Origin of the sequence: Geodermatophilus obscurus, from assembly GCF_900115395.1 — a bacterium.
In the GTDB taxonomy this organism is placed as follows: domain Bacteria; phylum Actinomycetota; class Actinomycetes; order Mycobacteriales; family Geodermatophilaceae; genus Geodermatophilus; species Geodermatophilus obscurus_B.
On record NZ_FOWE01000001.1, the window covers coordinates 415,706 to 439,402 of the forward strand.

The window sequence follows — 23,697 nt, forward strand, 5'->3', positions numbered from 1 at the left end:
GGTGCCGACCCGGGACCACAGGTCGGCCGCGCTCCGGAGGAGCTGCCGGGCTCCCGGAGGCCGTGCCCTCGCCTGGCGGTGGCCGCGGCGTGCTCGACACGCCTCTACCGAATCGCCACGCTGCCCGCACGTGTCGCCCTGGCAGCGCCGGCCTGGACGCGCAGGCTCCGGGCGACCTTCGCGGGACTGAGGAACCGCCACGGCGTGATCAGCCTCCCTCCGTAGCGGGCGAGGCTCGACGCCAACTGCTCGTCGTGCACGGCCGCGGCGAACATGAGGCGCTCGAGGGGGTTCAACCTCCGTCCGCCGGCGAGGTCGGCGATGAAGAAGTGGTGGGCGGCCAGGGCGTGGTGGTGCCGGCGGGCGTATCGCTGGAGGGCGCGGTCGACCTCGGCCGCAGACGAGGTCGACCGCCCCAGCACCGGCCCGATCTCGTCGGCGAGCCACGCGGAGGACTCGAGCGCCCATCCACAGCCGACCCCCCACAGGTAGTCGGTGGTGAGGGCGGCATCACCGACCAGGGCGAGGCCCGGTGCTGCCGCCTTCCTGCTCACGTCGGGGTAGTGCGGGACACCCACGTAGTCGGACACCCGCCGGCCGCGGCTCAGGTCGGGTGCGTCCGGCAGGCCCGCGAGCATCCGGCGGACGTTGCCGTCGACGTCCTGGCGGAAGTCGGCCAGCTTGTCCGCCGTCAGCATGACGGTGACGACGGTGGTTCCGCCGTCGTTCGGGAAGACGTAGGCGACGTCGGGGTCGGTGAACCACATGAGTGCTCGCGACCCCCGGGGGAGGGAGAGGCCCTCGAAGGAGGCGAAGTAGGCGAAACGCCCGTGCTTCCTCTCCTTCACGGGCACCCCGGCCCACGACGCCACGGGGGAGTGCCGCCCGTCCGCGCCGACCACGACGTGAGCAGTGAACTCTCGCTCGTCGCCGGTGTGGTCGGTCCCCCGGACCCCGTGTATGCGACCGTCCTCCCGGATCAGCTGCGTCGCCCTGACACCGAGCCGGAGGTCGACCCCCGGCGTCGCAGCGGCGGCCGTGCGCAGCATGGGGTCCAGGACGCTGCGCCGGATGCTGTAGCCGTGGAAGCCCTCATCGGGCGGGCGGATCCACCCGTACCGGGTCCAGAGGTCGAGGGCGTTCGGGACCGCCCCGGCTGCCTCCAGCTGCGGGACCAGTCCGATCCTCTCGAAGACCGCTGCGGCGCCCGGCTGCATGTAGTGGGTGCACGCGCGCTTGTAGTGGCCCGGGTTCCGGTGCTGCTCCAGCACCGTGACCCGGAGACCCTGCTGGGCGAGGAGGATCGCCGCAGCGCAGCCGCCGAGGCTGCCCCCGACGACCAGGACGTCGGACGTGTCCGGCATGACCGCCTGCCCTTCCTCGGTCCCGACGGGCCGCGCGGAGCGGTGTCCGCCTGCTCACCGCGGTTGAACCGGCCGTGGAGGCGGGCGACCCCGCCACGACTCCGGAAGCTAGACGTGGCGCGTCACCGGGACGTCACCGTCGCCGCGCTCGTCGCCGCGCGTCACCCCGGAGCGCGGCGTCGGTGCTCGGGGACGAGGGGACTGCGGCACGTGGCAGCACGGGATCGGTTGCCGGCGTGCTGGACCGGGTGGATCCAGCGGCCGGGTGGGACGGGGCGCCGGATCGTCAACGACCCCGGGTCGGACGCCGACCCGGCGCCGCGCGAGGTGCAGTCGTCCGACCGATGCGCCGACGTCCGTCCCGGCCCCAGGCTGGACCGGTCACCGGGGTCCAGCGACGGCGAGGTCCGACCATGACCGAGGCACCCACCCACCGCTCCTCCTCGACGGACGCGTTCGCCGGGAGGCTCGAGCGCAGGGAGGTCCAGCGCAGCCCGTCCTCGGTCCCCGGACGGGAGATCGTGCAGGTGCTGACGTCGATCCCGGTCGGTGTGTCGTCCGGCTGGCACACGCACCCGGGGGAGGAGGTCGGCTACATCGTCGCCGGGACGGTGGAGATGCGGATCCGGGGACGGGACACCCTCACCCTGCACGCCGGTGAGGGGTTCCTCATCCCGCCCGGCACGCCGCACGACGCGCGCGACGTCGGCCCCGGGACGGGACAGATGCTGTCGACCTACCTGGTGGAGGTCGGGCGGCCGCTGGTGACGCTGCTCGGGTAGGTCGCCGGCCGCGTCCTCACCCGACGACCCACGTGTCCTTGCCGCCACCGCCCTGGGAGGCGTTGACGACCAGCTCCCCCTCGGTCAGCGACACCCGGGTGAACCCGCCCGGCAGCACGATCGTCTCGTCGTCGGCGCAGAAGGCGTACGGCCGGTAGTCCACGTGCCGCGGCACGAGCGCGCCGTCGACGACCGTCGGGTGGGTCGACAGGGCCACCGGCTCCTGGGCGATCCACTCCCCGGGCGCGGCCAGGACGGCGGCGCGGGCGCGCTCCAGCCGGCCGGCGTCCGCCCGCGGGCCGATGAGCACCCCGTGGCCACCGGAACCGGACCGCGGCTTGAGCACCAGCTCGGGCAGCCGGTCGAGCGCCGCCCGGCACCGGTCCGGGTCGCCCAGGTCGTAGGCCGGCACCGAGCGCAGCCGCGGCTCCTCGCCGAGGAAGAAGCGCACGAGGTCCTCGACGTAGGGGAAGGTGCGCTTGTCGTCGGCGACGCCGGTGCCGAAGGCGTTGACCACGGTCACCGTGCCCGCGCGGAGGGGGCCCAGCAGCAGCTCGCCCAGCTCCGAGGGGCGGCCGTCGTCGTCGGTCAGCCGCTCCTCGCTCGTGCGCCGCCAGAGCAGGTCCACCCGCCGTCCGTCGGGCAGCACGAGGGCGTCGCCGCGGGTGGTCAGCTCGGAGGGCAGCACGACCGGCGCGCCGACCATCTCCCCGAACCGGTCGATCTCCCAGGCCACCGCGCTGCGCGGCCCGTCCCCGAGCACGGCCACCACCGGGTCGGGGACGTCGGTGGCGGCGGCGAGCATCCGCCGCATCGCCGCGACGGCGGCCTCCCGCACCGGCGCCGGTGTGGTGCTGGAACGGCCTTGCTGCAGGGGCCCGCGTCGGGGGTCCGAGGCGTGGGGGGCAGCGAGGTCCTCGATGAGGCGCGGCGCCACCAGGTCCCGCGCGGCGAGGGCGTAGGCCAGCAGCGACGGCGTCCGCACGTTGTCCTCCAGGACGACGAGCTCGCCGTCGGCGCCGCGGACGACGTCGGGCCCGGCCATGCCGATCCAGCGCCGCGGCGGCGGCAGGCCGGGGGTCAGGTAGCGGTTGGTGTCGAGCACCGCGGCCGGGACGACGCCGGCGCGGACCGCCTCGCGCGGACCGTGCGCGTCGGCGACGAAGGCCTCCAGTGCCCGGAGCCGCTGGGTGAGGCCGGCGGCCAGCCGCTCCCACTCGGCACGCCGGAGCACCCGCGGGACCGGGTCGACGGTGAAGAGGTGCGCCTCCCCGGCTGGGCCGTGCTGCAGGTCCAGGTCGGCGGCGGCCCGGGCCACGTCCGCGGCCAGCGCACCCGGGCCGTACGCGCGGACGGCGGCCAGCGAGGCCGCCGCGTGCTCCCGGTCGCCGCCGTCGGGCAGCAGCGCCTCGTCGAGGGCCTGCGCCGGGGCGTCCCCGGGGCTCACGCGGCCGCCGCCGCACGCTCCGCCGCCGCGCGCTCGGCGACGGCCAGGGCCGCGCGGGCCACCCACCGGCCCTGCTGGGGGTCGGTGACGTCGAAGCCGAAGGGCGCGTTGGCCTCCAGCGCGAGCAGCCGGCCGTCCTGCTCGACGAGCACGTCGACGCCCATCAGCCCGCCACCGAGCGCGGCGACCATCCGCTGCGCCAGCTGCGCCATCTCCGGCGGCGCCTCGTACACCCGCGGGTAGACCGTCCCGTGGGTGACCAGCGCACCCTCCTCCCGGGACTTCTCGTAGACCAGGGAGGTGTCGGTGGGCGTGGCGAAGATGCGCGCGCACGCCGGTTCGGCGATCCACTCCTGCAGCAGCGCCGCGCCGCGCCGGTGGCCGCCGGCCGCCTCGTGGGCCCGCCAGGCCCGGTCCACCGCGGAGGCGGCGTCGAGGTCGCCGACCAGCTCGATGTAGCGGGCGCCGTCGCCCAGCGAGGGCTTGAGCACCATCCGCCGTCCGGGCATCGGCCACTCCCGGACCCGGGCCAGGTCCCACGCCGCGGGCTGCGGCACGCCGGCGGCCGCCCACACGGCGTGGGTGACGAGCTTGTCGGCGGAGGCGACGAGCGAGGCGACGGGGTTGAGCAGGGGCACGCCGGCCGCCTCGAGCAGCGTGGCCAGGGCGAAGGTGGGCGCGTAGGCGACGACCTCCTCGACCAGCACGTGGGCGATCGCCAGGTCGTAGCGACCCGCCGGCGGACCGGAGACCGGCCAGTCGGCCGGCACGCGGGCCAGCCGCTCGACCTCCGCGCCCTGCTCCTCCAGCGCCCGGACCCAGGCGGCCGCGTAGCCGGCGTCCTCGTACCAGTCCTCGTCGGTGATCACCAGCAGCACGCGCACGTCCTCCCTGTGCCCGCGCTCCCGGCCGGACGAACCACGCGCCCGCCACAGCACGGACGCACCACGGGACACCCGCAGGACATGTCCCGGCCCTACCGTGCGGGCGCATGACAGAGGTGGTGCCGGGCCGGCCGTCGGCCGCCGCACGCCGGCGGCGCTACACCGCCGAGCTGACGGGGGCGCTGCCGCCGAGCGAGCCCTTCGAGGCGTGGCTCGCGGCCGGCGGCGGCCTGGCGCCGGACTTCGCCCGGCTCCCCGCGCGCACCGGGCTGTGGTCACCGGTCGAGGGCCTCCCCGCCGGCCCGGACGGAGCCGCCGCGTGGCCGGCCCGCCGCGCGGTGCTGCGCGCCCGCTGGCGCCGGTGGCTCACCGGCGACCTGCCGCCCGCCCCGCGCCGCACACCCGCCCGCGTCGACCGGGTCCGGACGGCGGGCGGGGTGGAGGTCCGCGAGCTCCGTGTCGGTGAGGGCTGGGTCGGGGCGGGCTGGTCGGTGCGGGCGCGGCTGCTGCTGCCCGTGCCCGCGGCCGGTGTGCGGCGCGACGTGCCGGTGTACCTGCTGCAGTCCAGCCACGGGACGTGGGCGGAGGCTGCGCTGGCCCGCGGGTGGGGCGCCTGCCTGGTGTCGGCCGCGGACGGCGACGACGACACCGAGGCCGTCGAGCGCGCCTTCCCCTCGGCCGTCGCCGGCCGCCTGGCCTGGCGGGCGTGGGCGCTGTCGCGGGTCCTCGACGCGCTGCAGGACCAGCCGGGGGTGGACGCCCGCCGGGTGCTGGTCGGCGGGCACAGCCGCAACGGCAAGACCGCGCTGCTGGCCGCTGCGTACGACGACCGCTTCGCCGGCGTCGTCTCCAGCTCCAGCGGCGTGCTCGGCGCCATCCCCGCCCGGCTGTGCACCGACCGCCACTTCGGCGAGGGGGTCGAGCTGCTCACCCGGCACTACCCCGGCTGGTACGCCCCGCAGCTGCGCTGGTTCGCCGGGCGGGAGCACCGGCTGCCCACCGACGCCCACGAGCTCCTCGCGCTGGCCGCCCCGCGGCCGGTCCTGGTGTCGGTGGCGGTCGAGGACCCGGTCGAGCGCGTCCCGGCCGCCCGCGCGGCGGTCGACGCCGCGCGCGACGCCTACGCCCTGCTCGACCGGGAGGACGCCCTGGAGCTGGCGCTGCGTCCGGGAGGGCACCGGGCCGACGGGTCCGCGGTGGCCGCCCAGCTGGACTGGGCGCAGTCAGTGCTCGGCGGCCCGCCCCGTCGACCCGGGCGCACGGCGGTGGCGCCGTCCCCGGTCCCGTGGCCGGCCGACCGCGTGCGCCCGGGTCCACGGCCGGTCCGCGGTGCGGAGCTGCGCGCCGCCGTCCGCGCCGCGATCGGCGCGGCCGGGCGGACCACCGGCGGCCCGCCGGCCTCGGGGGAGGACGCCCTGCGGACCCCGGACGGCGTCGCCGTCACACTCCTGCACCCGCCGGACGGGGGCAGCGGCCGGGGGCTCGTCCTCTGGCTCGGCCCGCCCTGTGCGGCGACCGGGTGGCGGGCCGGGTACGAGCAGGCCGAGCCGCTGCCGGCGCTGCTGGCCGCGGCCGGCTGGGTGGTCGCGTGCCACGACCCGGTCGGCACCGGTTCGCGGCACGGCGAGCACCCCGGGCCGGGCTCCTCGCCGCTGGGCCGGATGACCGCCGACGCGGCCGCCGTGGCCGTCGTCGCGGCAGCGGCCACCGGGCACGACCGGGCCTGGGTCGCCGCCTACGGCACCGGGGCGCTGGTGGCGCTGCACCTGTCCGCCCTGGGCGCCGGGCCGGAGGACGTGCCGCCGGCCGGGATGGTGCTGGCAGCCCCCAGCTGCGGTGAGCCGCTGCTGCGGGCCCGCCCCGGGTACACCCTGGCCGACCTGCTCGCCGCGACGGCGGACCGCCCGGTGGTCGTGCTGGACCCCGCGTGGGACCCCGAGGCGCCGCCGCGCGCGGTGGCCGCCGCCTGCCGGGCCGCCGGCGTGCCGCGGGTGCCGCTGGCCGACTGGCACCGGCTCTCCGCCGCCACCCGGGCGGTGATGGTCGACTGGCTGGACGTGCACGGCTCCCGGCGGGACCCGGTCTGAGCGCGGCCCCGGTCGGGGAGCCCGACCTGGCAGCATGCGGCAGGACGCGGGTCCGGGAGGTCTGGTGGTCGTGGGGAGAGCCGGTCGGTGAGCGGGTTCGACCTCGCCGTCCCGCGCCGGGTGGTGTTCGGCCCGGGGCGCGCGGACGACCTCGCGGACCTGCTGGCTGCCCTGGGGCGCAGGGTGCTCCTGTGTGCCGGGAGGGACCCGTCGCGCCACCGGTCCCTCCTGGGCGCGATCGAGCCCGTCGCGGTCGTGTCGGTCGCGGGCGAGCCCACGGTCGGCGCGGTGCGGGCGGCGACCCGGGAGGCGCGGGACGCCGGCGTCGACGTGGTCGTCGCGATCGGCGGCGGCAGCGTCCTGGACACCGGCAAGGCCGTCGCCGCCCTGCTGGGCAACGGCACCGACCCGCTGGACCACCTGGAGGTCGTCGGCCGCGGCGTGCCCGTCGAGCGGCCGGCGCTGCCCTGGGTCGCGGTCCCCACGACGGCGGGCACCGGTGCGGAGGTGACCGCCAACGCGGTGCTGTCCTCCCCGGAGCACGGCGTCAAGGCGAGCATCCGCAGCCCGCACCTGATGGCCGCGGTCGCCCTGGTCGACCCGCTGCTCACGCTGACCTGCCCGCCGGGCGTCACCGCCGCCAGCGGGCTGGACGCGCTCACCCAGTGCCTGGAGCCCTACGTCTCGCCCCAGGCCAACCCGGCCACCGACGCCGTCGCGGCGGCCGGGCTGCGGCGAGGTGCACGAGCGCTGCGGACCGCCTACGAGGACGGCGGGGACCTCGCGGCCCGCGAGGAGATGGCGCTGTGCAGCCTGTTCGGCGGCATCGCGCTGGCCAACGCGAAGCTGGGGGCCGTCCACGGCATCGCCGGCGTCGTCGGCGGCACGGTGGAGGCGCCGCACGGCGCGGTGTGCGCCGCCCTGCTGGCTCCGGTCGTCGAGGCGAACGTCCGGGCGCTGCGGGAGCGCGAGCCGGACTCCCCCGCGCTGCGTCGCTACGCCGAGGTCGCCCGGCTGCTGACCGGGCGCGACGACGCCACCGTCGAGGACGCGGCGGGCTGGCTCCGCGCGACGGTGGCCGCCCTCGACGTGCCGCCCCTGGGGGCGGTCGGTCTCCGGCCGGCGCAGCACGCCGAGGTCACCGCGAAGGCGGCGCGCTCCAGCAGCATGCGCGGGAACCCGGTACGGCTCACCGACGACGAGATCGGGGCGGTGCTGCGCGCGGCGTCGTGACCGGGTGCGCCGAGGGAGCCGTCCGGGGTGGCGCCGTCGACGTCCCGGACCGCCGGATCCGCCACTAGCCTGGGCCGATCCGCGGGTCCAGGTCGAACCCGCGAGCGGCAGACGAGACGGGGACCGCGTGGCGCACGACTCGTCGGTGGAGGGCCCCGGTCGCAGACCCCCGCAGGTGCTGGGGGTCTTCGCCCACCCGGACGACGAGACGCTCGGTGCCGGCGGCACCCTCGCCAAGTACGCGAGCGCCGGCGCCGAGGTCAGCGTGGTCGCGTTCACCCGGGGCGGGGCCGGCCAGATCCGGGACGCCGCCGTGGCGACCCGGGCCACCCTGGGAGCGGTCCGGGAGCGGGAGCTCGAGGCGGCCGGGAAGGAGCTCGGGCTCGCACGGACGAGGTGCCTAGACCACCCGGACGGCGGCCTCGCCGCGGTCGACGGTCGCGTCCTGGCCGAGCAGGCGTCGGAGCTGCTCGGCGAGTTCGCCCCCGACGTGGTCGTCACCTTCGGACCCGACGGCTTCTCCGGTCACCCGGACCACACGGCGGTGGGGGCGGCGGTCACCGCGGCCTGCTCCGAGCTGCGCTCCCGTCGGCCGATCCGGCTCTTCCACTGCCACCTGCCGCGCAGCAGGATGCTGCTGCGCGACCGCCTGGCCGAGTGGGTCGTCGAGCTGACGAGCCGCTTCACGGGCTCCAGGGACTTCGTCCGCGCCCTGTCGGTCTTCTCGCGGGAGACGACGGCTCTCGGCTACGCGGCGGACTTCGTCAGCGTGGAGTGGTTCCCGTCCGGCACCTACCTCATGGAACAGGGTGAGGAGGCGACGACCATGCACTTCCTCCTGTCCGGTTCCGTGGAGATCCGGCGCGAGGGTGCCGACGGCCGGGTGCGGGTGGTCGACCGGTCGGGCCCGGGGGAGTTCGTCGGGGAGACGGGCATCGCCACCGGCCGGCCCCGCAACGCGCACGTGGTCGCCGTGGACGACGTCACGAGCCTCGTGTTCCTGGCGGCCGGCCCTCCCTCCGTCGACCGGCAGCGGGACGACGCCGTCCCCCTGCTCACCCGCTCGCTGCCGTCCGGGGACCTGGTCGACGCCCGGGTCAGCGCGTGCATCGACGTCACGGACTTCGTCGGCCACAAGATCCGGGCCACGGCCGCACACCGCTCCCAGTACCCGATCGACCCGGCGATGTTCCCCGACTCGATCCTCCGGGAGATGTTCGGCGTCGAGTACTTCGTCCAGGTCCTCCCGGAGCGGGAGCTGGACCGGTCCCTGTTCGGCTCCTAGAGCTCGGCCGCCACGTCGTCGAACAGCGCCGTCGAGAAGTAGCGCTCCATGCGGTCGGGCAGGACCGTGGCCACGTGGTGCCCGGGGCCGAGCCGGGCGGCGAGCCGACGGGCCGCGGCGATGTTGAGCCCGCTCGACGGGCCGATGCCCAGGCCGCGACGACCGAACTCGCGCGCGGTGGACAGGGCCTCCGGCTCCGGGACGAGCACGGCCTCGGCGAGCCCGACGGCGGCGGGGTCGAGGAGCCGGCTCATACCGTCGACGATGCCCGGGATCCCGCCGGCGACCTCCGGACGACCGTCCGCGGTCCCGGTCGCCACCGGCATCGCCCGCGCGACGACCGTGTCGTGGCCGTGGTCCCGCAGTGCGTGTGCCACGCCCATGAGCGTGCCCCCGGTGCCGACGCCGGCGACGAAGCCGTCGAGCCGGACCCCGACCTGCTCGATGAGCTCGGGCCCGGTCGAGTGCCGGTGCGCGAACACGTTGCGCGGGTTCTCGAACTGCCGGGCGGCGTAGAGGTCGGGCTCGGTCGCCCAGTCCCGGAGCATCGCGGCGACCGCTCCGTCCATGCCCAGCTCGGCCGGGGTGAGGACGACGTCGCCGCCGAGCCGGCGGATCATCAGGACCCGCTCGCCGCTGACCGTCTTGGGCATGTAGGCCCGGAACGGCAGGCCCACGGTGGCGCAGACCATGCTCAACGCGATCGAGGTGGACCCGCTCGACGCCTCCACGACGACGGTCGAGGGGGACACCTCGCCCGACGCGATCGCGTGCGCGACGATGCTCGTCGCCATCCGGTCCTTGGTGCAGCCGCTCGGCAGCAGGTGGTCGAGCTTCAGCCAGAGCGTGCACCCGCTCGCCTCGTCCTCGAACGGGACGGTCGGGGTCTCGAGCGGGAGCCGCAGGAGCCAGGACGCACGCTCGCCGAACGTCGATCGACCCTGCAACACCACCGCCTCCTCCGGCTCGTGGCCCCACCCTGGACCGCAGCGGGACCGAGACGGCTGACGGCGAGCATCCGCGCGTGCTCCCCGCCCTGGCAAGGGACTCCGGCGTCGCCCGGAACAGGTCGGTCTCCGGCCGACCGGGGCTACCGTGTCGGGACGCGAGCCCACCCGGACGTCCCGGGGCGGTCCTCGCCGGTCCCGACGACCTTCCGGAGAGCGTGCGTGGACGCGGAGAGACCACTGGCCGTCCGGGCCTTCTGCCCGTTCCGGCTCGTCGTCGACGAGGACCTCGACCAGCTCGGCCGGGAGATCGCGACCAGCGTCGCGGCGGCCGGCTCGACCCTGTTCGAGGAGGGCGACCCGGCGGACGGCGTCGCCACGGTCCTCGAGGGCGCCGTCGAGGTCGTCACGGGCGGCCGGGTCATCGCGACGCTCGGCCCGGGGTCACTGCTCGGTGAGCTCTCGGTGTTCGTGCCCTCCGCCTCGCGCACCGCGACGGCCCGGGCGAGCTCCGCGGTGCGGATGGTGACGTGGCGCGCGGCCGACGTCCGTGGCCGCCTCGCGCGTCACGAACGCCTGGCCACGGCGATCGTGGCCGACATGGCCTTCGTCCTCGCGGACCGGCTCGACCGGCGCACGCAGGACGTCGTCGCGCTGCTCAGGGCCGCCGGGACACGCCTGCCGGTGTCCGAGCTGGAGCGCTTCCGCAGCCGCGCCGTGGAGTAGCGGCCGCCGTCCGGGACGGCGGCACCTCGTCGGGACGGGCGTGTCCCCGCAGGCCCGAGCGCCGTGTGCACCGGCCTGTGTCGGGCCGGCGACACGCCACCCACCGGGCCACGCGGAGGACCGGCCGGCCGACCGCGGTCCGCCGGGACCGCCGCGTCCTCAGGCTGCTCGCGTCGGTCCCGGCTGATGGCGACGACGGAAGACGCCCCGATCGCGGGCGCTGGTCCTACGCTCCTGCCGTGGGCAACATCGGCAAGGAGATCCGCCGCATCGAGGTCCTGCCCGTGCCCGAGCCGACCCCCGAGCCGGCCTCGCCGGAGCGACCCGAGCCGCGCCGAGATCCATCGCCTGCGAGGTAGCCGCCGTGGATCCCTACGGTGGCTTCGAGCCACAGGTGGGCGAGATCAGGGCCCTGCGCACCTTCCGGATCGGCCCGGACGGTGCGCTGTACCCCCTGTTCTCGAACGACGCCTGGCACGACGGTGCCAACACCGCGCGCTGCCTCAAGGAGCACCGCACACCGCATCCCAGCCCGGCACCGGACTGCACGTGCGGTTTCTACGCCTTCGGCGGGGAGCAGTGGGTCGGTGACCACCCACGGAGCCGCCACGTCCTCGCGGTGGTCGCCTGCTGGGGTCGCGTCATCGCGGGAAGCCGCGGACTGCGGGCCGAGCACTGCCGGATCGAGGCCCTGTGGCTGTCGGCCGCCGTGCCGGCGGGCCTCGTCGAGCGGGTCCTCCACAACCACCCCTCGGTGGCGGTCCACCGGGACCGGTCCCGGATGCTGGCCGAGCACCCGCCGACCGAACTGGACTGCTACGAGCGGCCCGGCGGTGGGAGAGGCCGTCCCGTCGGACGGCTGTGGTGGTCGGCTGCGATCGCGGCGGCCGTGCTGGGCGTCCTCCCCGCCCACTGGCTGGGGGGAGCCCAGAACGCCGTACTCGTGTCGGTCGTCCTGGGAACGGCCTTCGCGGTGGCGGCACTGCCCGTCGCCCGGCGCGGCAGCGACGTCGACGTGTCCGGCCGACGCCTGCTCTGCCTGGCGACCTCGATCTGGCTCGTGGCCTCCTTCCTGGGGCCCCTCGGCTCGGTGTTCGTCCGGTTGCCGCTGCTGCAGGCCGTGTCGATCGTCGGGCTCCAGCACGTGTGCCTCCTCATCGAAGGCCGGCGCATACCGGCCCAGATCCTCTGACCGCACCCCGCTCCGTCGGCGACGGACGCTGGAGGGGAGCGGCCCCGTGGACCCACGGAGGAGACCGGGCCCGGTCCGCCATCGGGGTGCGCACGCGGCCGCCGGGTGCCGGGGCCGGGTCCTGCCGGGGGAGTCGGCCCCCGGCGCACACCTCGACCGGTCCTGCACGCCCGTCGTGGGCACCGGGAGGCGTCATGACCGCCGGCACCGGTCTCCGGGACCGCTGCACGGCGCCGGGCCCGGGCAGCGCGGGGTCACGTCGTGCGACGGGCGGCCCTCCTCGGCCGCGGGGCCGGGCGGACGACGAGCACCGGGCACGGCGCGTAGTGCTGCACCCGCTCGGCGGTGCTGCCGACGAGGAACGCGTCGCTGAGCCCGCGCCCGCCGGCGGCCACCACGACCAGGCCCGCGTCGACCTGCTGCGCCGCCTCGATGATCTCGGCGGCAGGCGACCCGCTGCGGATCTGCTTGTCGATGACCGGCCCCCAGCCGTCGAAGACGGCCGCCACCGCGTCGACGGCGTTCTGCGCCTCCTCCCGGAAGCTGCCCGTCCACTCGCCGGCACGGCGCTGCTGGACCTCGGAGATCTCGTCGGCGAAGGCGACCGAGGCCAACGGCCGGATGACCGCGACCACCGAGATCGTGGTGATCTTCGCGGGGTCCGCGAAGGACGTGAGGTGGCGGGCCGCGGCCAGGGACTGCGGTGACCCGTCGGTGGCGACGACGACGTGCATCTCAGACGTCCCTCCGGGAAGCGGCCTCGGGATCGCCGCGCCGGGCGCCCGGGGGGCGGTTCCGCGCGCCGGCGGCGTACTCGACCAGGAAGAGCACGACCCCGACGGCGATCAGCCCGGCGCACCAGATGAGCGACGAGGGGTCGTCGTAGATCGAGAACCCCAGGATGGCCAGGTTGCCGACCAGGCCGACGAGCAGCAGGGGTGTGTTGGCGCGGTAGGTGCGCTCGTCCTCGTCCCGCCCGCGCAGCTTGAGGCACGCGACGATCACGAGGGCGTAGATGGCCAGGAGCAGGACGACGGTGACCAGGGCGAGGCGGTTGACCAGGTCGATGCCGCCACCCGCCTCGAGCACGACCGTGCCCGTGACCAGCAGGGCCGCGACCACCACCCCGCTGAAGACCAGCCCGACCCACGGGCTGCGGCGGGTCGCGTGGATCTTGGCGAAGGCACCCGGGACGACGTCCTCCTTCGCCATGCCGTAGAGGATCCGCGGCTGGGTGACGATCGTGACCAGGGTGGTGTTGGTGATCGCGATCAGCGCGATGACCGAGAACAGCGTCGTCATGAAGTCGGTCGAGAAGGGCAGGATGCCCTGCCGGACGACCTCCAGCAGCGCCGCGTCGGACTCCGCCAGCACGTCGGTGGGCACGGTGAGCGCGGCGGCCATGGACACCAGGACGTAGACGGTGCCCGCGACGACCATGCCGCCGACGAGGGACCGCGGGAAGGACCGGTGCGGGTCGATCGTCTCCTCGGCGACGTTGGCCGTGTTCTCGAACCCGGTCATCGCGAAGAAGGAGAAGGCGATGCCGGCGAGGACGGCGAGCGCGGGGTTGCCGGAGACGCTGATGTCGGCGAGGACGCCGAAGTCGGCGTTCCCCTGGGCGATGTACCAGACGCCGATGACCATCACGATCACCAGTCCGGCGACCTCGACGAAGGTCATCAGCATGTTCATCACCACCGACTCGGTGATGCCGATGAAGTTGACGACCACCAGGGCGAGGAGGAAGACCAGCGACACGAGCAGGGCCGGCGGACCCTCCCAGAGGGTGGCGAAGTAGGAGGCGAACCCGGTCGCCAGCGAGCCCGTCGCCGCGAAGCTGGCCGACAGGAACGCCACGGTGACCAGGAACGTCAGCGCCGTGCTGCCGAACGCCTTCTTGACGTACAGCGCGGCACCGGCGGCCTGGGGATACTTGGTCACCAGCTCGGCGTAGGCCGCCCCGGTGATGGCCGCGACGGTGACCCCGAGGGCGAACGCGAGCCAGAACGCCCCGCCGACGGCGGCGGCGACCAGGCCGATCAAGACGTAGATGCCGGAGCCGAGGACGTCACCGAGGGTGTAGAAGAACAGCTGCCTGCCGGTGATGGACCTCCGCAGACCGCTGTCCTCCTCGTCGACGGTGCCGGTGCTGGTCTCGGCCACGAGGACCCCGCTTCGTCGAGGGCGGACTCAAGACCCGTCACGGAAGCCCCATCCGGTACCGGTGTCAACCCGGGGCGCCTGCACGCCCGGCAGGCGGGGCCGCCGGGCGCTGGGCGGCAGCCGTGCCGGGCCGGTGCTGGACCACGCCGCCCGCTCGGGACAGAGTGTGCCGGTGGAGCAGGTCGACGAACACCTCATCGAGACGGTCAAGGGCCTCGACGCCGTCGCGGGCAGCGGGGCTCGGCGGGCCCTGCCCCCGGACCTGTCCGCCGAGGAGGTCCTCCGGCTGTTCGACGCCCAGCTGGGCAGCCGGCACCTGGACCTGGCCGCCCGCTGGCTGCGGGGACGGGGTGAGGGCTTCTACACGATCGGCTCGTCGGGACACGAGGGCAACGCGGCCGTCGCGGCGGCGCTGCGCCCGACCGACCCCGCGCTGCTGCACTACCGCTCCGGCGCCTTCTTCGTCGAACGGGCGAGGCAGGTGGACGGCGGCTCGGACCCGCTGCGCGACGTGCTCCTCGGCGTCGTCGCGGCCGCCGAGGAGCCGATCTCGGGTGGCCGGCACAAGGTCTTCGGCCGCCGCGACCTCGCCGTGCTGCCGCAGACGTCGACGATCGCCTCCCACCTGCCCCGCGCCCTCGGCATGGCGTTCGCCGTCGACCGGGTCCGCAAGCTCGGGCTGGAGGGGGAGTACCCGCGCGACGCCGTCGTCGTCTGCAGCTTCGGGGACGCCTCGGCGAACCACTCGACGGCCACCGGCGCGGTCAACGCCGCCGTGCAGGTCGGCTTCCGGGGGCTCCCGATGCCCCTGCTGCTCGTGTGCGAGGACAACGGCATCGGCATCAGCGTGCCCACCCCGGACGGCTGGGTGGCGCACGCCTACGGCAGCCGCCCGGGCCTGGAGTACTTCACCGCCGACGGCGCCGACCTGGTCGACGCCCTGACCACCGCCCGGCGGGCGGCCGACTGGGTCCGGCGGCACCGCCGCCCGGCGTTCCTCCACCTGCGGACGGTCCGGCTGATGGGGCACGCCGGCACCGACGTCGAGAGCGCCTACCGGCGGGCCGACCGGATCGCCGCCGACCTGCGCCGCGACCCGCTGATCGGCACCGCCCGGCTGCTCGTCGACACCGGGCTGCTCACCCCGGCGGAGGTGCTCGACCGCTACGAGGGCACGCGGTCCCGGGTGCTCGACCTGGCCCGGGAGGTCGCCGGCCTGCCCCGGCTGCGGTCGGCCGCCGAGGTGGTGGCGCCGCTCGCGCCGGCCACGCCGTCCGAGGTGGCCCGGGTCGCCGCCGAGGCGGCCCCGCCCGAGCGCCGCGCCGCGGTCTTCGGGGGCACGCTGCCCGAGGACGAGCCGCCGATGACGCTGGCGCAGTCGATCAACCGGGCGCTGCTCGACGTCATGGCACGCCACCCGGGCGCCCTGGTCTTCGGGGAGGACGTCGCGGCCAAGGGCGGCGTCTACGGGGTGACCCGGGGCCTGCTGCGTAAGGCGGGCGCCGCCCGGGTCTTCGACACCCTGCTCGACGAGCAGACCGTCCTGGGGCTCGCCCTGGGCGCCGGTGTGTCCGGCCTCCTGCCGATCCCGGAGATCCAGTACCTGGCCTACCTGCACAACGCCGAGGACCAGCTGCGCGGTGAGGCGGCGACGCTGCAGTTCTTCTCCGACGGGCAGTACCGCAACCCGATGGTCGTCCGGATCGCCGGCTACGGGTACCAGAAGGGCTTCGGCGGTCACTTCCACAACGACGACGCCGTCGGGGTGCTGCGCGACGTCCCCGGCCTGGTCATCGCCTCGCCCGGGCGGCCCGACGACGCCGCCGCGATGCTGCGCACCTGCGCGGCGGCGGCGACGGTCGACGGCGCCGTGTGCGTCTACCTGGAGCCGATCGCGCTCTACCACACCCGTGACCTGCACGCCGACGGCGACGACGGGTGGACCGCGCCGTACCGCCCGCCGGGGGAGTGGGCCGAGCACCACGTGCCGCTCGGCCGCGCCCGCACGTACGGCGAGGGCACCGACCTCACGCTGGTCAGCTGGGCCAACGGCCTCGCCATGAGCCTCCGGGTCGCCGCCCGCCTCGAGCGGGAGGGGATCGGGTGCCGCGTGGTCGACCTGCGCTGGCTGGCCCCCCTGCCGGTGGCGGACGTCGTGCGGGAGGCGGAGGCCACCGGCCGCGTCCTGGTCGTCGACGAGACCCGCCGCACCGGCGGTGTCTCCGAGGGCGTGCTGGCGGCCCTGGTGGACGCCGGGTTCACCGGGCGGATGGCCCGGGTGGCCAGCGCCGACAGCTTCATCCCGCTCGGGGACGCCGCCCTGCACGTGCTCGTCTCCGAGCGCGACGTCGAGGCAGCCGCCCGGGAGCTGGTGCGACGGGAGCGGTGACCGGGCCCCGCGGCGGGCGCGGGAGCCGGGCCGCTGGCAGGGTGGCCGCATGCCCACGTCCTCTCCCGTCGTCGTGGTGACCGGTGCGAACGGACTGGTGGGCGCCGCGGTGTGCCGGGCGCTCGTCGAGCGGTCGGCGCGGGTGCGCGCCGTCGTGCGCCGCGCCGGCAGCGCGCCCGCCCTCGACGGGGTCACCGAGCACGTCGGCGACTTCGCCCACCAGGGCTTCGCCCGCACGGTCACCCGGGGCGCCGACGCGGTCGTCACCACGGTCCACCCGATGGGCTCACCCCGGGACGTGCAGCACCGGGTGGCCGTCGAGGGCACACCGGTCCTCGCCCGGGCCGCCCGGGACGCCGGTGTGGCCCGGCTCGTGCACGTGTCGACGGCCGGGGTCTACGACCGCTCGGCCGGCGTCGGGGACGTGGCCGAGGACGGCGCCCTCCTGCCCGAGGGCAGCGGCGACTACCCCGACACCAAGAACGCCACCGACGCCGCGCTGGCGCGGGTCGGCGGGCTCACCACCGTGCTGGTGCGCCCGCCGGCGGTCGTGGGCGCCGGTGACACGTCGGTGTGGAACACGCTGCGACCGCAGGCGGTCCGCGACGGCGAGCGGCGGGCGAACCCGGCGCAGACCTGGCCCTGGGTGCACGTCGAGGACCTGGCCGCCTTCATCGCCGACGTCGCCACGGGCGCCGTCGCGACCGCCGACGACCCGGAGCGGGGCCCCGTGGCAGGGAGCACGACCCCGGTGGTCGTCGCGGGCGAGCCCGCGACCTGGCGGGACTACCTCGGCACGGTGACCGACGCGCTGGGCGTCGCCGCCGAGTGGACCGACGAGCCGGTGTGGACCGGGCAGCTGCGCGCCGACCGCGCGCGCGGGTGGGGCTGGGTGCCCCGAGTGGGGCTCGCCCGGGCCATGGACGAGCTGCGGCGGGGCCTGACGAAGCCGGCCTGACGACGCCCGCTTGACGGCGCGGCCCCGGCGGGGTCACGGGGACCGGTCCCCGCGCGGACCGGGGCGGGACGGCCCGCGGCGGGCGGGTTGGCCACGACCGAGTCGCGCGCACCGGTCGCGAGGGCCACCCTGGGCCGGTGAGGATCCTGGTCACCGGCGCGTCGGGGTTCGTGGGCAGCCGGCTGGCTCCCGCGCTGGAGGAGGCGGGCCACGACGTCCGCGCCATGACCCGCCGGCCGGAGCACTACGAGGGAGCCGGCACCCCGGTCGCCGGGGACGTCGGCGACGAGGAGTCGCTCCGGGCCGCGCTGAAGGGGTGCGAGGTCGCCTACTACCTCGTGCACTCCCTCGGCGACGCCGACTTCGAGCACAAGGACGCCGACGCGGCGCGGGCCTTCGCCCGGGCCGCCTCCGCAGCCGGTGTCGAGCGGATCGTCTACCTCGGCGGCCTGGGCCGGGACGGCGACCGGCTGTCGCGGCACCTGCGCAGCCGCCGGGAGGTCGAGCGGCTGCTGGGCGGCACCGGGGTACCGGTGACCGTGCTGCGCGCGGGCATCGTGGTCGGCCACGGCGGGGTGTCGTGGGAGATGACCCGCCAGCTCGTGGCCCACCTGCCCGCGATGGTCACCCCCCGGTGGGTCAGCACGCGGACCCAGCCGATCGCGGTCGCCGACGTCGTCCGGTACCTCGTCGGTGTCCTCGACGCACCGCAGGCCGAGGGGCGGGTGTTCGAGGTCGGCGGGCCCGAGGTGCTCACCTACCTGCAGATGCTCAGCCGCGTCGCCGAGATCCAGAACCGGCACCTGTTCGTCGTCCCCGTGCCGCTGCTCAGCCCGCAGCTGTCCTCGCGCTGGCTGGCCCTGGTCACCGACGTCGACGTGGGCACCGGCCGCTCGCTCATCGACTCGATGACGAACGAGGTGGTCGTCACCGACGACGCCATCCGCTCGGTCGTCCCCCTCGACCCGATGGACTACGACGAGATGGTGCTCGCCGCCCTCATCGAGCGGGCGCGCGAACGCCGCCGGCAGGGCGGGGACCGGCGCGGCGGGTGGCTGAGCCGCGGAGCGCGGCGGTGACCCGCAGCCGGGCCGGCCGGGCCCTCGAGGCCCGGCTCCTGCGGGCGGCCGCGCCGCTGCTGCGGCCGGTGCCGCGCGACCACCGGGAGAGCGACGAGGCGTTCCGGCGCCGCCGGCGGGTGACCGGCGGCGTCGCGGTGGCCGGCGCGTCGCTGCTGGGGGTGTCGCTGTCGACCCCGCCGGGCTCGCCGCGGTTCTACGGGCTGACCCTCGGGGTCGCCGGCACCTGGGTGGCCGGGGGGCTGGCGTCGGGTCCGCTGCACCTGGGACGGATCTTCGGGCCCGGCGACCGGCTGCGCCGGCCGCTGCTCACGCCGGTCGTCTCGGGGGTCGCCGCCTTCGGGGCGTTCTACGCCGCGGCGCTGGTCGCCCGGCGGATCCCGGTCCTGGAGCGGGCGATCAGCGCGGTGCTCCGCTACGCCGACCAGGGGTCGACGCCGCTCGTGGCGACCACCACGCTGGCCAACGGCGTGGCGGAGGAGGTCTTCTTCCGCGGCGCGCTGTACGCGGCGGCGGGGGCCCGGCGGCCGGTGCTCGTCTCGACCGCGGTCTACGGGCTGGCCACGACCGCCACCCGCAACCCGGCGCTCGTGCTGGCGAGCGTGCCGATGGGGCTGCTGTTCGGGGTGCAGCGCCGGATCACCGGCGGCATCCAGGCGCCGGTGCTCACGCACGTGGTGTGGTCGACCCTGATGCTGCGCTACCTGCCGCCGCTGTTCGCCGACGGCCTCGCGGAGGAGCAGTCGTCGTCGGGGTGACGGAGCGGCGCGGGTCCCGCTAGGCGGCGCGGCGGGACGTCAGCAGGTCGAGCAGCGCCCGGGCGTAGGCCTCGGCCGGGTCGGCGCCCTCGTACCCGCTCGTCGCGCCGTCGACCCGGAGCGTGACCCGGTACCCGTTGCCGGTCGGCGCCAGCCCGGCGAACGCGTCACCGAGCAGCTCGCGGAGCTGGTGCTCGGCCGGGATCCACAGCGTGTCGGACTGCTCGACCGCGTCCAGCGCCCACTCCGTCGTGCCGTTGAAGCCGATGACCGGCCCGGTGGGGAACCGGTGGACCTCGATCGTCATGTCCGAGAGCACGAAGACGTCGTCGTCCATCTCTCGCCCGGGGATGACGAAGCTGTCCCCGCGGGCGGGGGTCCAGTGCAGCCCCGCGTCTCGCAGGGCGCGGGCCAGCGCGACGGAGAGCACGGCACCATCCTGCGTCATCGCGGGCGCGGCCGGGTGCCCGCCGCGGGTCAGCCCTGCTCGGGGTCCGCCTCCTCGGCGAACTCGAGGAAGGCCGCGAACGCGCGGGGGCCGTACACGGTGCCCGGCCCGCCGTTCATCGCGATGGCGACGCCGAGCGCCTCGGCGACCTCCGACTCCGTGGCGCCGGCGCGGGCGGCGCCCCGTGCGTGCGAGGCGATGCAGCCGTCGCACTCCCTGCTGACCGCGATGGCGAGCGCGATCAGCTCCTTCGTCTTCCGGTCCAGCGCACCGGCGGCGTAGGCGGCCGCGTGCAACCGGCGGTAGCCGTCGTAGACCTCGGGGATCGCGCGGCGCAGCGCGCGGGCCGGTTCGCGGAGCTCGTCCTGGACGGCGTGACCGTGACCCATGACGCGATGGTGTCAGTCGGCGTGCCGCACGGCACGGTCCGACGACCGCGGTGCCCGGGGCCGGCGGTGGCCCGCCCGTGCTCCCGGCTCACCGCCCCGCGGCCGCACCGGTGGGGGAGCCGGGTGCGGGGGTCTCCGCGTCCGTCGTCGCGAGGACGGCCGGCAGCGCCGCCCGGTAGGCCTCGGGGAACACGAGGACGACCACGGTCGGCGCCTCGAGGCCCGCGGCGGCCGAGTCGAGCGGCAGCTCGTCGAGGTGCCGGCGCGCCGCGTCGTCGTCAGCCCAGACCTCGACGCCGTGCACCTGGGACCCCGACGGCCACGCCCGGCGGTGCAGGCACGGGCCCTCGGGGACGAGCCGGACCGGCGGGAGCAGCCGCTGCAGCCGGGCCAGGTGCTCGGGGCCGGCGTCGGTCCAGCGGAGGTGGATGACGAGCAGCGACATGGCGTCCTCCCCGGGGACCGCGGCCGACGTCGACGGCCGGGACGCTAGCGAGGGCCGGACACGGGCGTCTGTACGTACTCCTCCCCCCGGACGGCGCCCGGCCGGCCGGGGAGGAGGGCGGCGCGCGCCCGCCTGGACGCCGATCCGCGTCGCCCCGTCAGGGACGGGCGGGAGCGCGCGGAGGCGCCGGCGCGGCGGCGGACCGGTCCCCGCGACGGGGGGAGGGGATCGGCGGTGCGGGCTCCCCGGCTCCACCGGGACGGACGGGCGGAGCCAGCAGGCCGGCGTCGCGGGCGCGCTGCACCGCCATCAGCCGGTCCCGCACGCCGAGCTTGCGGTACAGGTGCTCGAGGTGCTTGTGCACGGTCCTGGGGGAGGTCCGCAGACGGTGGGCGATCGCCACGGCGGTGAGCCCCGCGCCGAGGAGTCGGAGGACGGCGAGCTCCCGCTCCGTGAGGCCGAGGTCGCGGCCGTGCCCGCGACTCTCCTCCGGCGTGCCGTGGAGCGCCCGGTGCTGGGCGAGCAGCGAGGTCAGTGCCGGGAGCACCAGGCCGGCCAGCTCGACGTCGGCGTCGTCGTAGTCGTCGTCGGGGCGGCTGACGACGTAGGCCTCGATCCCGTCGCCCGTCCGCAGCGGCAGGGCCAGCTGGTGGGTGATCCCGAAGGGGCGGGCGAAGGCCGACCACTCGGCCACCAGGTCGGCGGAGGCCACCGCCCGGGGCACCCGGCCCAGGGTCTGCGGTGCCGGACTCCCCGTGACGGAGTACCAGCGGATGAGCGGGTGGGTGGTCGCGTCCAGGACCACACCCGACGGCGGCGTCGTCGGCAGGTGGCCCTCGGGCCAGCCGCGGACGACGTGGTCCACCCACGCATCGTCCACGACGTTCAGCGAGCAGCAGGCTGCACCGAAGGACTCCAGGAGCAGGTCCGCCACCTGGGCGTGCGGGAACTCCCGCGAGTCGGGCCGGCCCTGCAGGATGTCGCCGACGAGGGCCAGCCACGCTGCGGAACGGGTCGTGGTCCGCGACACCTCGCTGAGCGTAGTCCGCTGGTCGCCCGCCGTTCAGGGACCTTTGGCACGGACGACCTCCGGCGCGGGGTGGCGCGAGGCCGCTCAGCTGGGCCGCTCAGCTGGGCCGCTCCTACGCAGATCTGCGTACGGTCGCGGCGCACCGACCCGACTAGCGTTCGCCTCCCGCATCTCACGTGAGTGCGTCCAGGGGGAGCCATGCCGGTCGGAGTCGTACGCGCGCGTGTGAGGACCACCAGCACCGACCGGGGCGACCGGGTCGGTCCGCCGCTCCTCGATCGCAGTACCTGACCCGCCGGCCGGTCCGGCAGCACCCGGGCGCGAGCCCCGCCCCCGGTGGGCGCCACCCGCACCACCGCTCTGCCCGGCCGCACGGCGACGGGACCCTCGCGGTGGTCCGGGCCGGACGCCCGTCGCCCGCGGATCCACCGCACCACCCTCCGACGGGCCGGCGCCCAGCGTGCCGCCCGCGGCCGTCGTCGGAGCGCTGGGACGCGGAGCCGGGGGAGCCCTCCTGCGCCGACCCGTCCACCGCCTCCTCCACCGCCGCCTCCACCGCATCGCCTCCACCGCATCGCCTCCACCGCCTCCATCGCCGCTCGTCCCCGGAGGAAGGAGCCCTCCCGTGGACCGTCCGTCCACCACCCGCGTCACCCTGCTCGACGGCTTCCGGCTGGACCTGCCCGGCTCCGGACGGCGGCCCACTGCCGACGACCTGCCCCGCGCCGTGCAGCGGCTCGTGGCCCACCTGTGCCTGGCCGCCCGCGCCACCCGGGCGACGACGGCCGGCCACCTGTGGCCCGACGTGCCCGAGGACCACGCGCACGGCAGCCTGCGGTCGGCGCTGTGGCGGCTCAACAAGGTGGCGCCCGGCCTGGTCGGGTCGACGGGCGGTGCGCTGCACCTGGCGCCGGACGTGCGGGTCGACGTGCGCGACCTGAGCCGCTGGGCGCGGCGTGCGATCGCGCCCTCCCCGGAGACCGGGGACGTCGCCCTCGCGGACACGTCCCTGCTCGGCGACCTGCTCCCGGGCTGGTACGACGACTGGGTGCTCCTCGAGCGCGAGCGGTTGCGGCAGCTCCGACTCCAGGCGCTCGAGGCCGTGGCCGTCCGGCTCGCCTCCCTCGGCCGCCACGGTGAGGCCCTGCAGGCGGCTCATGCCGCCGTCCGCGACGAGCCGCTGCGGGAGAGCGCCCACCGGGTGGTGGTCGCCGTCCACCTGGCCGAGGGGAACGTGGCCGAGGCGGTCCGGGCCTACGAGGTCTTCCGGACCATGCTGGCGGACGAGCTGGGCGTCGCACCGACCGAGCAGATGACCCGGCTCATCCAGCACGTCCCGAGGGTCCAGCGGGCCCTGTCGGCGCAGCACGCGGCCCGCCTGACGGGTCGGAGCCGGGTCCGGGGCGGTGCCCTCGGGCGCCGCTGACGTCCCACGGGAGGCGCTGGTCCCCGAGGACGGGCGCCCGGCCCGGTGGCAGCGGAAGCCGGCGTCCCCGGGTCCGTCGGCGACGGCGACGGTGACGGTGCCGTGACGAGCGGCCTGCGACCCTCCCGTCGTCGGGACCGCCGGCGCCCGGGACGACGGCGGGCAGCTCAGCGCCGCCCGGGCGCAGCGGACGAGGGCGTCCTCGAGCGACTGCCAGGCCGTGGCGGCGCTCCGGCGGGACGCGGAGGGCGGGCAGCGGCGTGCACCGGACGGCTCCTCCCTCGGTCCCGCCGGGTGGGTCCCCCGCGCGGTGCGGCGAGCGAGGACGGGGCCTCCGGACATGACGGCTGGTCGAGGAGGAACCGCCGGCCGGTCGGACGACCCGGGACGACCCCGGTGGACGGTGACCGTGGACGGCGACCGCAGTGCCGTCCTGCTCGTCCGCGTCTGGCTCGAGGACGGCGCCCGGTCCTTCCGCGGCCGGCTGACGACCCTCGACACCTCCGCCGGGCGTGCCGGCGTGGACGCGGCCACCGTGGCGCTCGCCTCCTCCCCGCGGGACGTGGTCGAGGCGGTCCGCGCGTGGTTGACCGAGTTCCTCGGAGACGCGCCGAACCCGATTGACAGCGACGAGTGAGCCTTCGACGATCACGCCGACGGCA

Annotated in this window: 22 protein-coding genes; 12 read left to right on the forward strand and 10 right to left on the reverse strand. The window is 76.3% G+C overall.

Going from position 1 to position 23,697, the window contains the following annotated elements:
• Positions 1-104 precede the first annotated feature (104 nt).
• Entirely contained in the window at positions 105-1,364 is a 1,260-nt protein-coding gene (locus BM165_RS01935; protein WP_075011811.1) for an NAD(P)/FAD-dependent oxidoreductase, read from the reverse strand.
• A 413-nt stretch (positions 1,365-1,777) separates the two neighbouring features.
• On the opposite strand from BM165_RS01935, the gene BM165_RS01940 reads away from it, so the two are divergent.
• A complete protein-coding gene (locus BM165_RS01940) occupies positions 1,778-2,146 on the forward strand; it encodes a cupin domain-containing protein (protein WP_075011812.1) in 369 nt (122 codons plus the stop codon).
• A 16-nt stretch (positions 2,147-2,162) separates the two neighbouring features.
• Here the strand turns inward: BM165_RS01940 and BM165_RS01945 are convergent, their stop codons facing one another.
• Entirely contained in the window at positions 2,163-3,593 is a 1,431-nt protein-coding gene (locus tag BM165_RS01945; RefSeq protein WP_075011813.1) for a circularly permuted type 2 ATP-grasp protein, read from the reverse strand.
• Complete coding sequence (locus tag BM165_RS01950) at positions 3,590-4,471, reverse strand: ATP-grasp domain-containing protein (RefSeq protein WP_075011814.1); 882 nt, start codon at positions 4,469-4,471, stop codon at positions 3,590-3,592. The genes BM165_RS01945 and BM165_RS01950 overlap by 4 nt, the downstream gene beginning before the upstream one ends.
• A 113-nt stretch (positions 4,472-4,584) precedes the next feature.
• On the opposite strand from BM165_RS01950, the gene BM165_RS01955 reads away from it, so the two are divergent.
• From BM165_RS01955 to BM165_RS01965, 3 genes are all read left to right on the forward strand, one after another.
• Positions 4,585-6,564: a glucuronyl esterase domain-containing protein gene (locus BM165_RS01955; protein WP_143107974.1), complete on the forward strand. Its 1,980-nt coding sequence runs from the start codon at positions 4,585-4,587 to the stop codon at positions 6,562-6,564.
• Between the two features lie 87 nt (positions 6,565-6,651).
• Entirely contained in the window at positions 6,652-7,797 is a 1,146-nt protein-coding gene (locus BM165_RS01960; RefSeq protein ID WP_075011816.1) for an iron-containing alcohol dehydrogenase, read from the forward strand.
• A 127-nt stretch (positions 7,798-7,924) separates the two neighbouring features.
• Positions 7,925-9,082 (forward strand): PIG-L family deacetylase, encoded by a 1,158-nt coding sequence (locus BM165_RS01965; protein WP_075011817.1) that lies wholly within the window; start codon positions 7,925-7,927, stop codon positions 9,080-9,082.
• Here BM165_RS01965 and BM165_RS01970 read toward each other — a convergent pair.
• Positions 9,079-10,032, reverse strand: coding sequence for a PLP-dependent cysteine synthase family protein (locus BM165_RS01970; protein WP_177225063.1), 954 nt, complete (start codon positions 10,030-10,032; stop codon positions 9,079-9,081). The two genes, BM165_RS01965 and BM165_RS01970, sit on opposite strands and share 4 nt — an antisense overlap.
• Before the next feature lie 219 nt (positions 10,033-10,251).
• Here BM165_RS01970 and BM165_RS24600 point away from each other — a divergent pair, with 219 nt between their 5' ends.
• Positions 10,252-10,755: a cyclic nucleotide-binding domain-containing protein gene (locus BM165_RS24600; protein WP_075011818.1), complete on the forward strand. Its 504-nt coding sequence runs from the start codon at positions 10,252-10,254 to the stop codon at positions 10,753-10,755.
• A 364-nt stretch (positions 10,756-11,119) separates the two neighbouring features.
• On the forward strand, positions 11,120-11,947 hold the full coding sequence (locus BM165_RS01980) for a hypothetical protein (RefSeq protein WP_075011819.1): 828 nt from the start codon (positions 11,120-11,122) through the stop codon (positions 11,945-11,947).
• 254 nt (positions 11,948-12,201) lie between these two features.
• Here BM165_RS01980 and BM165_RS01985 read toward each other — a convergent pair whose 3' ends face one another.
• Together BM165_RS01985 and BM165_RS01990 are read right to left on the reverse strand one after the other, a co-directional pair.
• The gene (locus BM165_RS01985; RefSeq protein ID WP_075011820.1) at positions 12,202-12,681 is read right to left on the reverse strand and encodes a universal stress protein; all 480 of its coding nucleotides are present in this window, start codon (positions 12,679-12,681) and stop codon (positions 12,202-12,204) included.
• Between the two features lies 1 nt (position 12,682).
• On the reverse strand, positions 12,683-14,113 hold the full coding sequence (locus BM165_RS01990; RefSeq protein ID WP_075011821.1) for an APC family permease: 1,431 nt from the start codon (positions 14,111-14,113) through the stop codon (positions 12,683-12,685).
• Between the two features lie 172 nt (positions 14,114-14,285).
• Here BM165_RS01990 and BM165_RS01995 point away from each other — a divergent pair, with 172 nt between their 5' ends.
• The 4 genes from BM165_RS01995 (at position 14,286) to BM165_RS02010 (ending at position 19,297) form a co-directional block, all read left to right on the forward strand.
• The gene (locus tag BM165_RS01995) at positions 14,286-16,502 is read left to right on the forward strand and encodes a thiamine pyrophosphate-dependent enzyme (protein ID WP_244273963.1); all 2,217 of its coding nucleotides are present in this window, start codon (positions 14,286-14,288) and stop codon (positions 16,500-16,502) included.
• A gap of 49 nt (positions 16,503-16,551) precedes the next feature.
• Complete coding sequence (locus tag BM165_RS02000) at positions 16,552-17,460, forward strand: NAD-dependent epimerase/dehydratase family protein (protein WP_075011822.1); 909 nt, start codon at positions 16,552-16,554, stop codon at positions 17,458-17,460.
• A 137-nt stretch (positions 17,461-17,597) separates the two neighbouring features.
• The gene (locus tag BM165_RS02005; RefSeq protein WP_075011823.1) at positions 17,598-18,539 is read left to right on the forward strand and encodes an NAD(P)H-binding protein; all 942 of its coding nucleotides are present in this window, start codon (positions 17,598-17,600) and stop codon (positions 18,537-18,539) included.
• The gene (locus tag BM165_RS02010) at positions 18,536-19,297 is read left to right on the forward strand and encodes a CPBP family intramembrane glutamic endopeptidase (protein WP_075012096.1); all 762 of its coding nucleotides are present in this window, start codon (positions 18,536-18,538) and stop codon (positions 19,295-19,297) included. Before BM165_RS02005 ends, BM165_RS02010 begins: the two co-directional genes overlap by 4 nt.
• A 19-nt stretch (positions 19,298-19,316) precedes the next feature.
• On the opposite strand, the gene BM165_RS02015 is transcribed toward BM165_RS02010, so the two are convergent.
• The 4 genes from BM165_RS02015 to BM165_RS02030 all read right to left on the reverse strand — a co-directional run bounded on the left by BM165_RS02015 (position 19,317) and on the right by BM165_RS02030 (position 21,609).
• Positions 19,317-19,727: a pilus assembly protein CpaE gene (locus tag BM165_RS02015; protein ID WP_075011824.1), complete on the reverse strand. Its 411-nt coding sequence runs from the start codon at positions 19,725-19,727 to the stop codon at positions 19,317-19,319.
• 47 nt (positions 19,728-19,774) lie between these two features.
• A complete protein-coding gene (locus BM165_RS02020; protein WP_075011825.1) occupies positions 19,775-20,134 on the reverse strand; it encodes a carboxymuconolactone decarboxylase family protein in 360 nt (119 codons plus the stop codon).
• An 88-nt stretch (positions 20,135-20,222) separates the two neighbouring features.
• A complete protein-coding gene (locus BM165_RS24100; RefSeq protein ID WP_075011826.1) occupies positions 20,223-20,579 on the reverse strand; it encodes a hypothetical protein in 357 nt (118 codons plus the stop codon).
• Between the two features lie 157 nt (positions 20,580-20,736).
• Positions 20,737-21,609, reverse strand: a complete 873-nt coding sequence (locus BM165_RS02030) for a helix-turn-helix transcriptional regulator (protein ID WP_075011827.1) — start codon at positions 21,607-21,609, stop codon at positions 20,737-20,739.
• Positions 21,610-22,234: 625 nt separating this feature from the next.
• Here BM165_RS02030 and BM165_RS02035 point away from each other — a divergent pair.
• Entirely contained in the window at positions 22,235-23,035 is an 801-nt protein-coding gene (locus BM165_RS02035; RefSeq protein WP_075011828.1) for an AfsR/SARP family transcriptional regulator, read from the forward strand.
• Positions 23,036-23,444: 409 nt separating this feature from the next.
• Positions 23,445-23,672, forward strand: a complete 228-nt coding sequence (locus BM165_RS02040; RefSeq protein WP_083427006.1) for a hypothetical protein — start codon at positions 23,445-23,447, stop codon at positions 23,670-23,672.
• The last annotated feature ends 25 nt before the right edge of the window (positions 23,673-23,697 follow it).

Coding starts and splice junctions, on each gene's coding strand:
- BM165_RS24100 (WP_075011826.1), bottom strand. CDS start 20,579: ATGTCGCTGCTCGTCATCCACCTCCGCTGGACCGACGCCGGCCCCGAG.
- BM165_RS01985 (WP_075011820.1), bottom strand. CDS start 12,681: ATGCACGTCGTCGTCGCCACCGACGGGTCACCGCAGTCCCTGGCCGCG.
- BM165_RS01955 (WP_143107974.1), top strand. CDS start 4,585: ATGACAGAGGTGGTGCCGGGCCGGCCGTCGGCCGCCGCACGCCGGCGG.
- BM165_RS02000 (WP_075011822.1), top strand. CDS start 16,552: ATGCCCACGTCCTCTCCCGTCGTCGTGGTGACCGGTGCGAACGGACTG.
- BM165_RS02020 (WP_075011825.1), bottom strand. CDS start 20,134: ATGGGTCACGGTCACGCCGTCCAGGACGAGCTCCGCGAACCGGCCCGC.
- BM165_RS01935 (WP_075011811.1), bottom strand. CDS start 1,364: ATGCCGGACACGTCCGACGTCCTGGTCGTCGGGGGCAGCCTCGGCGGC.
- BM165_RS01940 (WP_075011812.1), top strand. CDS start 1,778: ATGACCGAGGCACCCACCCACCGCTCCTCCTCGACGGACGCGTTCGCC.